Raw genomic sequence first — 13,619 nt, forward strand, 5'->3', positions numbered from 1 at the left:
CATAGGGGTGTAGACCGTTTCCTTCTTCGCTGGAGAAGCGGTTCCGTATAGTGGTATAATTTTCAATACATAATGATGAAAAGAAGGAACGGAGGCACGATGATGAACGAAGAGTTACTGGAGAAGCTGGAAACTTGGCATGAGCAAGATGAGTACGAGAAGATTGTAGAAGCGGTGCAGGAGATTCCTGCAGAAGAGAGAGACTATGAGCTGGTGAATCACTTGGGCAGGGCCTTAAACAATCTGGAGCGATATGAAGAAGCTGTGGAGCAATTCCTGACCGTGGCCGAAGAGGGAGCGGATGACCCGCTCTGGCAATACCGGATTGGACTGGCTTATTACTATCTGGAACAATACGACAAGGCAGAGCAAGCGTTTGAACGGTCCGACGAGCTGGAGCCTGGGGATGAAGATACACTGGAGTTTCTGGGATGGATTCGCAACAGGGATGAGGAAGATGAACACGAGGAAAGTGATGAGGACGTTACGGGTGAAGAGTATGAAGATCACACGTTGGAAAAGACAGCAGACGAAGAGTCACCTGCGGTAATCTCATCGATACCTGTAGTGCATGTTGATCCACCCGTCCCGGTATCGGGTGAGTTCTGGAATGATAGCGAGCTGGCTCTGGAGCAGTATGTGTCCGATCCACCAAGTGATGGCTTGATCGAATCGGTGGAGGAGCAGTTGGTATTCCGTTTGCCGGTCTCTTACATTGAGATGATGAAGGAACATAACGGCGGCATTCCGTATAACCGTTTTTTCCCGGTGACGAATGAAGATTCGGGAGAGACCGGGTATGTCGAGATTGAGGGGATATTAGGTATCGGTCGCGAGAAACGCCATGCGCTATGCGGTGCAGAGGGTAGCTGGGCTGTGATTGAACGTGACGGGTATCCCGAAATTGGTGTGGTCATTGCCAAATCACCTTCTGAAGCAGGGGTTGTCATGCTGGACTACCGTTCTTTCGGCAATGATGGTGAGCCGGAGGTCGTGTACGTAGATAAAGAACATCGTAAAATTACTCCCCTCGCACCGAACTTTGAGACGTTTATTCAAGGGTTAATGCGACCGGAAGTTTAATTCACATCGACGAGAAGCCGCAGGGGCTGGACCCTTGCGGCTTCTCGTCTACAATGCAGGATAGATAAAGCGTTGATCTGTGCTGTACGATTATGCCGGGAAACCGCCACCTGGAGGCGGCCATGCGCCATAGAAACGGCGGAGTAGCACGATTTCGCCCAGGTGATAGGAGTTGTGTGAGGCAATGTTACGCAATAATCCGCCCTTGGTTTCTCCTGGGAAATAGAGCAACGGATCATTCAACTGGGCCGTTTCTGCGATGGATACCGCTTGATCAATACCGCTCAGGAACGCCTGAATATCCTCTTTCCATGTCGCTTCATCTTGTGGGCCTGTCTCCACGGGCCAGCTCTCGCTCACATTCGCTGGCATTTGCGGCTTACGTCCCTCCACATGCTCTAGCATGAAATGCTGCCAGTAATGCATATGTTTGACCAATTGGTAGATGGTATAAGGCATGGCATCGTGTGTACGTCCTGCAAGCTCCACGTCAATATCCGGTAGTGCTTTGGCGATACGAATATGTCCGCGCTCTCCAACCAGGGATTTCACCAGGGCTTGTCCAAAACTTTGATTAACATCTGACATGTGCAATCTTCCTCTCTGAAAAACAGGTCTCTGACCTGTCATTATATACATTATACAATTAAATTGTGAGAAATTAAAATGAGGTACACCCTCCATCTTTTTTTAGGTTACTTTGTATCAAAGATCATATTATTGCCCAAATTTTAATTATTCCTAATGTTTCTTTCGTATGTTAGTATATTTAACATCAGAAGCGCGAGTCTTATAGTAAGGGCTTGTGAACGTTGCGATAGTAGGTGGATTAAGGAATGCGCAATTGGGTCAAAAACGAGAATGTGCAGATGGTTGCCGTTGCCTTGGCTACGTCCGTAGGCGCACAGTTCAAAATTAATCCCTTTCGGGAAGATTATTTCCGGATCGGCCTCGGGGTCAGCATTCTTTTATTTTTGCTGATGATTATGCCCCATTTATCTTATATAAAAACAGGGATTCTGACGGGGCTAGCGAGCATAGCGTTCCAATCGGCTGACCTGATTCATCATATACACAACTTATCGATGCTCGAAAGCTTGCGGGATAACCTGGGAGCGGGTTTGTATTATGTGGTATTTGCCTATGGGCTGAGTAAAATCAAGCGCCGTTTTCATGAGATTCCTCCGCTACTGCTCAGCGGCATTATCACCGGTATTGATTTTTCCTCTAACCTGGTAGAGTTATTCGTGCGAGGTGTGCTAAGCGGGACGAATATTTTTTATATGCGTGAATGGCTGTATCTGCTAATTGTGGGCGGTCTGCGAAGTTACTTTGTCATTGGGCTGTATAACAGTTTTGCAGTTAGACAGATCAGGCTCCTGCATGCAGAACAGGAAAAGCGGATGGAACAGATGTTAAGCGTGAATTCGGGACTGTACGGTGAGGTCTTTTACCTGAAAAAAGCGATGAATACCATTGAAGGCATCACGGCTAACAGTTATGAGCTTTATCGGGATCTGCGTGAGCAGGACATGAACGAATACAGCCAGCGAACCTTGGGCATTGCTCAACAGATTCATGAAGTGAAGAAGGATTCGCAGCGCATTCTGGCCGGATTATTGAAGCTTTATGATAACGAGAAGGCGGTTAATATGAGTCTGTCGGAAGTGGTGCATTTTGCAGGTAAGGCCAATCGCAAATACAGTGAGATGTTAAACAAACAGGTAATGATCGAAATCGAACAGCAGTTTGAAGGCGAGTCACCGTATTATATTCCGCTGCTTACGGTCTTGAATAACTTGCTGGCTAATGCCGTTGAGGCGATTGAGCACGAGGGCATGATTCAAGTACGGGTGTTTGAACAGGATGCGGATGTGCGTTTTGAGGTGACCGATTCGGGAAAAGGTGTACCTGACGCGAAGCACGGGGTTATTTTTGAACCCGGTTATACGACCAAGTTTAATGAAGTTGGCATTGCTGCCACAGGGATTGGCCTGTCCCATGTACGTGATATCGTTCAGTCGCTGGAAGGACAGATTCAGGTAGCAGGTGCTCCATCCGGACGAGGTACTGTGTTCACAGTCACGATCCCCAGGGTCAATCTAATGAAGGAGGCCGATGCCCATGACACTTTCGATCCTGATCGTGGATGATGATGTGGTGAGCCGCAGCATGCTACAGGATATTATTGAGAATAGTGGAACCTTAGAGCTGGCGGGCATGGCTGAAGGGGGTCTGGAAGGACAGGGTATGATTCTGGATCTCAGACCCGATGTTGTATTGATCGACCTGTTGATGCCAGATCAAGACGGGATTGAAACCGTGGCGAACCTGAAGCAGAGCGGCTATAGCGGCAAATTGATTATGATCTCACAGGTCGTCAACAAAGAGATGGTGGAAGCGGCCTACCAGAAGGGGATTGAGTTCTTCATTCACAAACCGATCAACCGGGTCGAAGTAGAACATGTGCTCAATAAAGTGAATGAGCAATGGAAGTATGAGCGTTATGTGCAGGAGATCAAACAGTCCATGGCTCGGCTCAATCTGGTAGAGGCCCCGGCTCCTGCTCAGACCCGAACGGTGCGTGATTCGGCGCGAAGCATATTAATGGATCTGGGCATTATCGGTGAGAGTGGGAGCAAAGATATCGTAGCTTTGATGGAGTATGCTATTGAGCAAAAGCAGGCCTCCGAGTTGCCGCCTCTGAAGGAATCCTATGAAGCTGTGGCTCAAAAGTACAAGCTAACGCCCAAGGAAGTGGAGAAGGAGTGCAAGGCGATGGAGCAACGCATCCGTAGAACGGTTCTGACGGCACTGACAAATCTGGCGTCCATCGGACTTACGGATTACAGCAATCATAAATTTGAACATTATGCGCCGCTTTATTTTGATTTTCAGGACGTGCGTATGAAGATGAGGGCGATGGAGGAAGAGCAGGCGAGCGACAACAAGAGCAAGGTGAACATCAAGAAATTCCTGCAAGTGTTCTACATGGAGACGGTAGAGAAAATAAATAGCTAAAACAGTAAGTGAATGAAATTCCCAGCGCAAGGTATGTGTAATTCAGAATTCTAGAGGCCCTTTTCGAGGGTCTTTTTTATTTTGTGTTATATAAGATTACATTGAATAAGCGATTTCTATATTAATATTTAGATTTTTGTACAAAAAAGTAGTCAAAAACAACATTGTGTTAATTTATTTTTCATAAGTTGTTAATAAATTGTGTAGGATTGCGTAAGTTTGTGTAGGTGTAGAAATACAATACGTACATAAATACAAATGATCGATTCGGTCGATCCCAATCTAATCAGGAAAAGGGGTTTTTCCATGAAAAAGGTAGCATCCATCGTTATGGCTTCAGTTCTCGCTCTGGCACTTAGTGCCTGCGGCGCAGCAAAATCGGGAGAAGACAGCAGTGCCCAGTCTGCAAGTGGAACGGCAGTAACAAAATATACTTTCGGTACGGATGCAACATATCCCCCGTTTGAGTTTCAGAAGGATGGAAAATACGTTGGGATCGACATTGACCTGATGAATGCCATTGCGGCAGAAGAAGGCTTTGAGGTGGAGATCAAGCCGATGGATTTCAAAGGTATTATTCCAGCCATCACAGCAAATCAGTTGGACGGTGCAATCGCAGGCATCAGCATCACGGATGAACGTAAAAAAGTTGTAGATTTCTCAGAACCCTATTATCAAGCCGGATTGTCCTTAATCGTGAATGAGGATAACAACGACATTAAAAGCCCACAGGATTTGAAAGGTAAAACGATTGCGATCAAAAAGGGAACGTCAGGTGCGAATCTCGCTGATGAATACGCGAAGACCTATGGCGCAACCGTGAAATATTTTGATGATAGCCCATCCATGTATCAGGAAGTAGCAAATAAAAATGCAGACGCGACACTTGAAGACTTCCCGGTGGTTTCTTATAAAATCGCTGTGGACCCCAATTCCAAACTTAAAATCGTTGGCGACCGCTTGAACGGTGACTTCTACGGGATTGCTGTAGCTAAAGGCGATACTGAATTGCAGCAGAAGATTAATGACGGATTGAAAAAATTGCAGGCAAACGGCGAATACGACAAGATCGTTGAAAAATATCTAGGAACAGCAGCGAAGTAGAAAGGAACGGTGGTACGGATGAATTCCTCCTGGCAAGTCATACTGGACGCACTGCCTCTTCTGTTAGAGGGAACGGTCGTTACGTTGAAAATTGTTGTGATCTCGCTCATCTTTGCAATGGTGATTGGTCTGATCTCCGGCCTGATGAGCACCTCCCTGAATCGGTTATTGCGACTGGAGGCCTCGCTTTATGTGGATATCATCCGTGGCACACCTCTACTGGTGCAGGTATATTTCATTTATTTCGGTCTGCCGGTGTTTCTGGATATGCGTATTCCAGCCATGACGGCAGGAATTATTGCGGTTAGCTTGAACGCTGGAGCATACATCTCGGAAATCTTCCGTGCAGGGATTGAGTCTATTGGCAAAGGGCAACATGAAGCCGCAAGATCTCTAGGCTTAAGTCGTTTCAAAACGATGTGGCTTGTGGTGCTACCGCAGGCAACCCGGCGTATGATTCCTACTTTTGTAAACCAGTCCATCATTACCATCAAGGATACGTCGCTGTTATCAGCCATAGGTATTGCAGAGTTGACGCAGACCGGGGAAATTATTATCTCTTCCAACTTCCGGGCATTTGAAATCTGGGGCGTTGTCGGCATATTCTATCTGATCATCATCGTGCTGTTATCCCGGGCTTCCCGATTTATTGAAAGGAGGTATGCAATCCGATGATTACTGTCGAGAACTTGAGGAAACAGTTTGGTGCGAACGAGGTACTGAAGGATATCTCCACAACGATTCGGGAGCAAGAAGTGGTATGTGTAATCGGCCCTTCGGGGTCTGGCAAAAGTACGTTCTTGCGTTGCCTCAATCTGCTGGAGGAGGTCACGTCAGGCAAGGTCATGATTGGCGAGGTGGAGGTTACCTCTCCGAAGACCAACATCGACGAGCTTCGCACCAATGTAGGCATGGTATTCCAGCAGTTCAATCTGTTTCCGCATCTGACCGTGCTGGAGAACATCATGCTGGCACCCAAACATATCCGGAAGCTGAGCAAAGCCGAAAATGAGAAAAAAGCAATGGAACTGCTTGGTAAGGTAGGGCTGTCTCAGAAAAAAGATGCCTATCCCGATCAGCTGTCCGGTGGACAGCAACAACGTGTAGCCATTGCGCGTGCACTCGCGATGAATCCGAGTGTGATGTTGTTTGATGAACCAACCTCGGCTCTGGACCCCGAGATGGTTGGGGAAGTGCTGCAAGTCATGAAAAATCTTGCGCATGAAGGGATCACGATGATTGTGGTGACACACGAGATGGGCTTTGCCCGTGAGGTCGCGGATCGGGTGATTTTCATGGACGGCGGTTATATTGTCGAAGAAGGCACGCCGGAGGAACTTTTTCAGAATACGCGTCATGAACGAACCAAGGCATTTCTGGGTAAGGTGCTGTAACGCGCAGAAGAGAAGGCAGAAAAGGCTACCTTTTTTCTCCGATAATCAAAAATAAAAGAACATATCCCTTGCGGGCAAACCATGGACTTGAGCACATCTGATATGATGAACTTGAACAGGGTTGCTTGCAGGGGATTTTTGCTGTTGTGCATAATAATTATAAAAGCCCTTATAAGTTGGAGTGTCCATTTAAACATATATATAGATTCATCAGTAGCGTCAGTACATATCACGACCAGGGAGGGCATGGGTTTATGGAGCGAATAACTCAGATGGATAAAGTGATCTTCCGAGCACATCTGCTACAGGCCATCGAAGAGATTAGGGAGCGGGACCAACTGGAGTATGAAGAGATTGGCTTGCTCATTGAGCCTGCTTCCGAACTGGACAAAACGCTGAACGGTGCAGACGAGATGATGCGACTGGTGGTGCTTGCTCCGCAGAATGTAGAGCATCGACAATTTACAGTGGATGAGGCTGTGGATCTCTTATGCTGGCATGCCCCGCTGGTTCCTTTATGGATCGATGTTATGCTGGTGGAGGTGGAACAGAAACGGGCCGTGTTTAGACTGATCTGCAGTCTGCGTCTGCGTAAACCCACACAGCTTCTTCATGCGGAAACAGGGCACGCGCCATTCCGGGTGGTAGTGCCCGATAGGTAAGATTATAACCATGAATTGAACAGGAGGGTTCCTATGAGTAACAGCTCCATTGGAGAATTAGAGGTCATCGCCATTTCAGATGTACAGCATGTAAAAATACACGGTAGAACTACGGCCGGGCGGTCACCATTGAACTTGTTTTGGACAGGCAGTGCAGTCGAATTTAACGTACGGGGTGCGGAATTTTGGGTTGAAATCGAGTCGTCCTATGATCTGCTTGAGCCCTGGATCAGTATTGTTATCAATGGTGTTCCGGTAAGCCGTCAGATGTTAATCAGGGGCAGAGCCTGGATCTGTGTATTTCGTGGCATGAATCCTAATGCGGTCAAAAATGTGCGTATCATCAAGGATGTACAGGCGATGAGTGTTGACCCGGGCCACAGTCTGCAGTTTCATGCGGTGAAGGCGGAGGGCACGTTCCTGCCTGTAGAAGAGAAAGCTCTTAAAATCGAGTTTATCGGAGATAGCATCACCTCGGGAGAAGGTGCGATTGGGGCAAAGACAGAAGAGGACTGGATACCGATGTGGTTCAGTGCACTGCACAATTATACGTTTATGACAGCTGAAGCATTAGATGCAGCGTATCATGTCATCTCTCAGAGCGGATGGGGCGTATTGAGCAGTTGGGACAACAACCCCAATGGTAATATTCCGGAGTATTATGGACAGGTCTGTGGTCTGCTGAAGGGGGAGCGAAATGAGCAACTTGGCGCTTTAGAGCCATATGAATTTAGCTCTTGGCAACCTGATATTATTGTAGTCAATCTGGGTAGCAATGATGATGGCGCATTCCAGTCTCCAGCGTGGACAGATCCGATCACAGGACAAGTGTACAAGCAACGCCTCAACGAAGATGGGACATATCATGAGGAGGACTTGGCCAAGTTTGAGAGGGCCGTGGAGCAGTTCCTGATTAAGCTGCGGAAAAACAACCCGCAAGCGCATATCGTCTGGGCGTATGGCATGCTCGGAGCTTCTTTGCTGCCCGCAATCTACCGAGCAGTAGATACCTATCACAAGCAGACAAGAGATCCTGCTGTTTCAATCCTTCAGCTTCCGAATACGACCGAGGAAACGATAGGTGCAAGGACACACCCTGGCGAACGATCCCATCGCCGGGCGGCTGATGTTTTAACAGAGTACATTCGGCGAATTCTATAATATACAAGATGAACTACATTTTTTACACGGAACACTCCGATGACAGAATTGTGTAAATGAATAGTTCAGCTTATATAGATTCTTCTTATGGCAGTCTCCATGATGATTCTATTCGTAAAATAACGAAAGACCGCACAGCGGGACGCTGTACGGTCTTTCTTGAGCTGTTTTATTGACTCTAATCAGTCTGGTCGTCTAATTTTGGTTAGCCTCTGTTGCAAGATGGCTTTGCACCTCATAACGGATGGAAATGATCTGTCCAAGCGTCTGGGTACGAATCGTTTTCAGCAAGGTGGGGACGGTGCCGTTTGGAAATAACGGAATACCTTCACCCAGTACTTTCGGGATAATAGCGACCTCAATTTCATCCAGTAACTGATGTTCTATCACAGACTGAACAAGCTGGCCGCCGCCTAGAATCCATACATCTCCCTCGAAAGACTGTTTCAGCCTGGGAATGAGTGTTTTTACGCTCTCGGTTGTGAATTGCACATGCGGTGCAGGTGGCTGTTCTGAGCGAGAAAGCACATAAGTCGGGCGATCTGCATAAGGGAAGTCTCCCGGTATGGTAAGAACTGCCTCGTACGAGGAACGTCCCATGATTACACTGCCAATCGTTTCGTAGAATGTGGCATAGCCGTTATCGCCGCCATCGCCTTCCACATCAAGCAACCAATCGAACGTACCATCCAATCGGGCAATATATCCATCCAGGCTCATGGCAATGTAAAGAATCGCTTTTGAATTTGGATTATTCATAATTCATCGCTCCCTTTTTGTAATAACTGTAATATACACTCTAACTATGACAACAATTGACGTAGTTTAATGGTTTATTCATAGTACAGCTAGGTGGGAGCTTGGAAGCCTGGATCAGCAATGAACTACCATGCCGTTTATGCCTTCAACGGGCTATGTTCCATTTCATAGACTTTCTGGAGTATACGCAGGTTTTCTTCCTTCGCCGCATCGGACTCGGCATGTACATAACCTTCGACAAGTCTGTATCCGAACACGAACAGAATCATCTCGTGTACACAGTGGTCAGCGAGTGGGGGAGCTTCCGCATATTCCGCAAAGCCTTTATAATACGCAGGAACACAGCGCTGATAGTATTCCACCATCTGCTCAATATCGCACTCATCGGCAACCAGGCTGGCGATATCCTCTCCAAAGTATCCCCACCCTGAGGTATCCCAATCGATGAGCGCGATGTTCCCATCGGCATAGATCAGATTGGTCACCCAGAAATCCCGATGGTTCAACACAATCGGCAGCTGTTCGATGCGAGCCAATACTTCGTCCGAGTGTTCATCCATATCGATCAACATTTGCCGGATATGGGGTGGGAACTCACAGTCTTCAGAACGGATGTAATCATAAACGACAGGCCATGAGCGATAGTGCAGATACGTATTTTTCATGAGATCGGCATGGCTCAAGTTGGTCAGACTCTTCAGCACTGCGGGCTGTTCCGCATACAATTTGCCTTGATAACGCCCTAATTCCAGCGCAGCCTGTTCAAACATTTCAACAGACAGATCCAGACCGGACACGCCGTCGATATATTCCAGCCACAGCTGAAATTCATTTTCTTCAGCATTCATCTCCGCGTAATAACAGGTGGGCCAGCGGAAGGTTTCCGAGAATGTCGTTCCCAGGTCAGACATGTACAGATCATATTCCCGGCGCCATGAACCATGATCATTATAACGTTCCCATTGTTTCTGAACTTTCAGTACAAGTTGGTAAGGCAACTTTTGGCCATCTTCGGTTTCGGCTGTTCCAGTTACCAGGTTTACGTTACCCACAGTTCCGCCATGCAGAGTGGTTGTATGATAGTCCGCTGCAATAATGTTCTTCTTAAAATACTGGTTTAAAACATGAGTTAAGGTTTGCATCTTTATTTTCGTCAGCTTCGTCTTATTCATTTCTTACGACCTCCGCTTTTGTTGGTTTGTTTACTCTGAATCCTGTTGATTTTGTTTTTCGCTCTTTTTTCGATGAGGTAGTTTGTTTTGTGTTGTACATACTTGTTCTCTGACTGCTGGGAAATATAATTCTCCCAACGTTCATGCTGTAGCGAACCGTCTGCTAGTGCAGAGAGAACGGCACATCCGGGCTCGGTCTTATGGCGGCAATCGGTAAAGCGGCACTGAGCGAATAATGCTTCGACATCGGCAAAGCTTGCATGAATACCTTCGTCAGCATCAAAAAGCCCAAGCTCACGCATGCCAGGAGTATCAATAACCATTGCGCCCGAAGGCAACATGAAGAGTTGACGATGTGTTGTGGTATGGCGTCCACGGCTGTCGTCCTCCCGTATGGCCTGAACTTTCATGACGTCATTTTCAATTAATGCATTGAGCAGAGAGGATTTACCCACGCCAGACATGCCGAGAAATACAACGGTATGACCCGGTGCCAGATATGGGGCGAGTTCGTCCAGCCCTTGACGGGTATGACTGCTGATCACGTGAACAGGCACATCGGAGATGCGTTGTTTCACTTCTGCGAGCATAGGATAAGACTCAGTGACGAGGTCTGCTTTGGTCAAAATAATGACCGGTTTACCACCGCTTTGTCTGGCTTGCGTCAGGTAACGCAGGATACGATTCACATTGAAATCCTGGTTCAGCGAAGTCAGGATAAATACGACATCGAAATTGGTGGCGACAACCTGCTCCAATATCGTTTTGGCATAGCCTGCAGCATGGCCTGCATAGTCTGCACGCGAGAATTTGGACCTTCTGGGCAACACCTTAACGATCAGGGAATCACCGATATCGTTGTAGCGCAGCAGGACAAAATCCCCCACACAAGGAAAGTCAGTTGGCATATCCGCCTGATAATAAAATGAACCTTTTAGTACTGCGGTGACTTCACCCCGCTCTGTCATGACCGTGAATTGCTCCCGCCGAAGTTCTGTAATTCTTCCAGGTAATAATCCATCGGGAACCTCTTCTGTTTCGATATATCCGTAGGTTTTTAAATTCATCATGGGTATAAGGTTAGCTCCTTTAATATTGTTTTTGGACGCAAAAATGCCGCAAACAAGCAGCCTCTTACGAAGCTACTGTTCTGCGGCATCAGGACGCAAAAAAGATACGACCTTCATCGTATCTGCAAACAGCAATATTCACGAAAGGTTACTTTGAAGGGCATAACAAAGAATACGGGAGTCATTCCCGCTTTTTTTTCAGTTATGCCAGCTATTCAGTTTTAATACTGAACCACCAAATCAATATAAGTAGTAGCCAATTAAAACCTCTCCCTTCGTGTAAGGAACTTGCTTATCGCTAAGCCTTCTTTACCATAACCTGTAATGGAAAATAATTCAATGTTATTTGTATGCAAATTTCAAAATTTTATAAACTACTTTATGGACGACTGTAAATGACGAAGTGCCCTTCACTGGCAGATTCGCTGCCGATCCAGCCCACAGGCAGTCCCTGATTTTTATAGACATTGAACATCTCTTCAAAATAAGGATGTGGCTCCTTGCATAACAATCGGGCTCGCGCAATCTGAAATAGATCACCGCTGATGATATCAGCGAGATGGTTGATTTGAGCAGGCTTGAGGTGCAGTTCATCAGCCAGTCCCTCTAATTTTTTCTTCATTATGCCGTAGAAATCTTGCTCCTCTTCATACATAATGAACGCTCGGGCAAGAGACTTCTCCTGATCACCAGAGGCGGGTGGAATATCCCCTGACGCGTCTGCAGTGATGTCTAATAGAAAATAAAAAGGAGGCTCTACATCCTCATCCTGGTAAAATAACAGGGCTTCCTCTAGATTCGTAAACGGATTTGGTGCCTCAGAAGCGGCTACATCTGCTGTAACGCCATCGGTAACGGGGGGATATGCTCCCTTCAATACATTGCCATATTCCATGTAATCAATAATCTCACGTACATTTACAGGAAAGATTTCTTTACTGGTCATTGTTGGTCTCAACTCCCGACATTTAATGGTAGATGCCTTATAATTCTACATTTATGTGCGGAGAGCCTGCCTGCAAAGCAAAATCATTCAAGGATGCTATAACGACTTCGCGTTCGTGGAGTAGCTCGGATATGTTACAATTTTTCTATGACAAAAAGTGACGTAGTTAAGGTGGGGATATGATGAATCAACGCAGGCTGGCGATGATGCGCCTCATGGATTCCAGACATAAGTTCACGGCTCGGGAGCTTGCAGAACGATTCGAAGTGTCGGTTCGAACCATCCAGCGTGATCTGGATGCATTACAGGCAATAGGCTTTCCCCTATACACGGAGGTAGGTGTTAACGGTGGATACCGTGTACTGCCCAATCGCATTTTGCCACCTCTGCAGCTGACGCAGCAGGAAGCATTGGGTTTGTTTATGATGCTTGAATATTTGGAGATGGTTCCTGATTTTCCGTATGGTTCGATTCGTGAACATCTGGCAGAGCAGTATTTCTCTACACTGCCTTTGGATGTACAGGAGCGGATTGCGGGGATGAGGGAACACATTGCATTTATGCAGCATCCAGGCGAACATCGTGAGTCTCTCACATCCGATCTGTTAACAGCTTCTGTCGAGAAAAAAGCTATCTCATTCATGTACCACGCTCGGAGCGGTTGGAAAAAGGTGACCGTCTATCCCATAGGCATCTATTATGAGCAGGGGTATTGGTACATGCCTGCACGGCATAACGATCACGTATTGTTATATCGTGTGGATCGAATAAAGCAGCTTACGGTGCTGGATCAGATCGATGAATCTGTACCTACACTAAAAGCATGGCTGAAACAGGCAACGCACACGGATGGTGAAGAGGTTGTACTGCAATTTACAGCATTCGGGGCAAGAATAGCTGCGTCGGATGCATTATTCAAGACCGTATCAGATCAAGAGTGGCGCGGCGTTGTGCCACATTCGGAGTTTGCTTTTACAGCGCGTAGGCTACTCTCCTATGGACCTGAGGTCAAGGTGATATCTCCACGAGAATTGCAGGAGCTGGTCCGTACGATGCTGGAGCAAAGTGTAGCGCAATATAAGGAGGATTAGAGGATATTGGCTTCTCATATGGAAGATATAGAAGTGTTACCCGAAATGCCGGGGCATGACTTAACGTAATCTTATATCGATTCAGCGAAAGGGGGGCTACCATGATACGATTCATAAGAAGTTTTAACACCCGCTCTATGCAGAGTCCAAGCGAGG

14 protein-coding genes are annotated in these 13,619 nt (G+C 46.9%); 9 read left to right on the forward strand and 5 right to left on the reverse strand.

Features of this window, described 5'->3' with window-relative positions:
- Positions 1-102: 102 nt before the first annotated feature.
- Positions 103-1,083 (forward strand): SMI1/KNR4 family protein, encoded by a 981-nt coding sequence (locus FS818_RS23385; protein WP_145335177.1) that lies wholly within the window; start codon positions 103-105, stop codon positions 1,081-1,083.
- A gap of 90 nt (positions 1,084-1,173) precedes the next feature.
- On the opposite strand, the gene FS818_RS23390 is transcribed toward FS818_RS23385, so the two are convergent.
- The gene (locus tag FS818_RS23390; protein ID WP_145335179.1) at positions 1,174-1,671 is read right to left on the reverse strand and encodes a DinB family protein; all 498 of its coding nucleotides are present in this window, start codon (positions 1,669-1,671) and stop codon (positions 1,174-1,176) included.
- Positions 1,672-1,919: 248 nt separating this feature from the next.
- Here FS818_RS23390 and FS818_RS23395 point away from each other — a divergent pair, with 248 nt between their 5' ends.
- The 7 genes from FS818_RS23395 (at position 1,920) to FS818_RS23425 (ending at position 8,425) form a co-directional block, all read left to right on the forward strand.
- Positions 1,920-3,236, forward strand: coding sequence for a sensor histidine kinase (locus FS818_RS23395; RefSeq protein ID WP_145335181.1), 1,317 nt, complete (start codon positions 1,920-1,922; stop codon positions 3,234-3,236).
- On the forward strand, positions 3,208-4,104 hold the full coding sequence (locus tag FS818_RS23400) for a response regulator (RefSeq protein WP_145335183.1): 897 nt from the start codon (positions 3,208-3,210) through the stop codon (positions 4,102-4,104). The genes FS818_RS23395 and FS818_RS23400 overlap by 29 nt, the downstream gene beginning before the upstream one ends.
- 306 nt (positions 4,105-4,410) lie before the next feature.
- Entirely contained in the window at positions 4,411-5,208 is a 798-nt protein-coding gene (locus tag FS818_RS23405) for a transporter substrate-binding domain-containing protein (protein WP_145335185.1), read from the forward strand.
- 18 nt (positions 5,209-5,226) lie between these two features.
- Positions 5,227-5,883 (forward strand): amino acid ABC transporter permease, encoded by a 657-nt coding sequence (locus tag FS818_RS23410; protein WP_145335187.1) that lies wholly within the window; start codon positions 5,227-5,229, stop codon positions 5,881-5,883.
- Positions 5,880-6,602 carry an amino acid ABC transporter ATP-binding protein gene (locus tag FS818_RS23415; protein WP_145335189.1) on the forward strand — a complete coding sequence of 241 codons (723 nt, stop codon included), beginning with the start codon at positions 5,880-5,882 and terminating at the stop codon, positions 6,600-6,602. The genes FS818_RS23410 and FS818_RS23415 overlap by 4 nt, the downstream gene beginning before the upstream one ends.
- Positions 6,603-6,856: 254 nt before the next feature.
- The gene (locus FS818_RS23420) at positions 6,857-7,264 is read left to right on the forward strand and encodes a hypothetical protein (RefSeq protein WP_145335191.1); all 408 of its coding nucleotides are present in this window, start codon (positions 6,857-6,859) and stop codon (positions 7,262-7,264) included.
- Between the two features lie 33 nt (positions 7,265-7,297).
- Complete coding sequence (locus tag FS818_RS23425; RefSeq protein WP_145335193.1) at positions 7,298-8,425, forward strand: SGNH/GDSL hydrolase family protein; 1,128 nt, start codon at positions 7,298-7,300, stop codon at positions 8,423-8,425.
- A 195-nt stretch (positions 8,426-8,620) separates the two neighbouring features.
- Here the strand turns inward: FS818_RS23425 and FS818_RS23430 are convergent, their stop codons facing one another.
- The 4 genes from FS818_RS23430 to FS818_RS23445 all read right to left on the reverse strand — a co-directional run bounded on the left by FS818_RS23430 (position 8,621) and on the right by FS818_RS23445 (position 12,372).
- Positions 8,621-9,184, reverse strand: a complete 564-nt coding sequence (locus FS818_RS23430; RefSeq protein ID WP_145335195.1) for a dihydrofolate reductase family protein — start codon at positions 9,182-9,184, stop codon at positions 8,621-8,623.
- Between the two features lie 137 nt (positions 9,185-9,321).
- Complete coding sequence (locus FS818_RS23435; RefSeq protein ID WP_145335197.1) at positions 9,322-10,356, reverse strand: aminoglycoside phosphotransferase family protein; 1,035 nt, start codon at positions 10,354-10,356, stop codon at positions 9,322-9,324.
- Positions 10,353-11,426: a ribosome small subunit-dependent GTPase A gene (gene rsgA / locus FS818_RS23440; RefSeq protein WP_145335199.1), complete on the reverse strand. Its 1,074-nt coding sequence runs from the start codon at positions 11,424-11,426 to the stop codon at positions 10,353-10,355. The genes FS818_RS23435 and rsgA overlap by 4 nt, the downstream gene beginning before the upstream one ends.
- A 379-nt stretch (positions 11,427-11,805) precedes the next feature.
- Positions 11,806-12,372, reverse strand: a complete 567-nt coding sequence (locus tag FS818_RS23445) for a hypothetical protein (RefSeq protein WP_145335201.1) — start codon at positions 12,370-12,372, stop codon at positions 11,806-11,808.
- A 182-nt stretch (positions 12,373-12,554) separates the two neighbouring features.
- Here FS818_RS23445 and FS818_RS23450 point away from each other — a divergent pair, with 182 nt between their 5' ends.
- Positions 12,555-13,463: a helix-turn-helix transcriptional regulator gene (locus FS818_RS23450; protein ID WP_145335203.1), complete on the forward strand. Its 909-nt coding sequence runs from the start codon at positions 12,555-12,557 to the stop codon at positions 13,461-13,463.
- Positions 13,464-13,619: the final 156 nt, after the last annotated feature.

This window comes from Paenibacillus xylanexedens, from assembly GCF_007680605.1.
In the GTDB taxonomy this organism is placed as follows: Bacteria; Bacillota; Bacilli; order Paenibacillales; family Paenibacillaceae; genus Paenibacillus; species Paenibacillus xylanexedens_B.

Coding starts and splice junctions, on each gene's coding strand:
- FS818_RS23405 (WP_145335185.1), top strand. CDS start 4,411: ATGAAAAAGGTAGCATCCATCGTTATGGCTTCAGTTCTCGCTCTGGCA.
- FS818_RS23435 (WP_145335197.1), bottom strand. CDS start 10,356: ATGAATAAGACGAAGCTGACGAAAATAAAGATGCAAACCTTAACTCAT.
- FS818_RS23410 (WP_145335187.1), top strand. CDS start 5,227: ATGAATTCCTCCTGGCAAGTCATACTGGACGCACTGCCTCTTCTGTTA.
- FS818_RS23430 (WP_145335195.1), bottom strand. CDS start 9,184: ATGAATAATCCAAATTCAAAAGCGATTCTTTACATTGCCATGAGCCTG.
- FS818_RS23400 (WP_145335183.1), top strand. CDS start 3,208: ATGACACTTTCGATCCTGATCGTGGATGATGATGTGGTGAGCCGCAGC.
- FS818_RS23450 (WP_145335203.1), top strand. CDS start 12,555: ATGAATCAACGCAGGCTGGCGATGATGCGCCTCATGGATTCCAGACAT.
- FS818_RS23395 (WP_145335181.1), top strand. CDS start 1,920: ATGCGCAATTGGGTCAAAAACGAGAATGTGCAGATGGTTGCCGTTGCC.
- FS818_RS23445 (WP_145335201.1), bottom strand. CDS start 12,372: ATGACCAGTAAAGAAATCTTTCCTGTAAATGTACGTGAGATTATTGAT.
- rsgA (WP_145335199.1), bottom strand. CDS start 11,426: ATGATGAATTTAAAAACCTACGGATATATCGAAACAGAAGAGGTTCCC.
- FS818_RS23390 (WP_145335179.1), bottom strand. CDS start 1,671: ATGTCAGATGTTAATCAAAGTTTTGGACAAGCCCTGGTGAAATCCCTG.
- FS818_RS23385 (WP_145335177.1), top strand. CDS start 103: ATGAACGAAGAGTTACTGGAGAAGCTGGAAACTTGGCATGAGCAAGAT.
- FS818_RS23415 (WP_145335189.1), top strand. CDS start 5,880: ATGATTACTGTCGAGAACTTGAGGAAACAGTTTGGTGCGAACGAGGTA.
- FS818_RS23425 (WP_145335193.1), top strand. CDS start 7,298: ATGAGTAACAGCTCCATTGGAGAATTAGAGGTCATCGCCATTTCAGAT.
- FS818_RS23420 (WP_145335191.1), top strand. CDS start 6,857: ATGGAGCGAATAACTCAGATGGATAAAGTGATCTTCCGAGCACATCTG.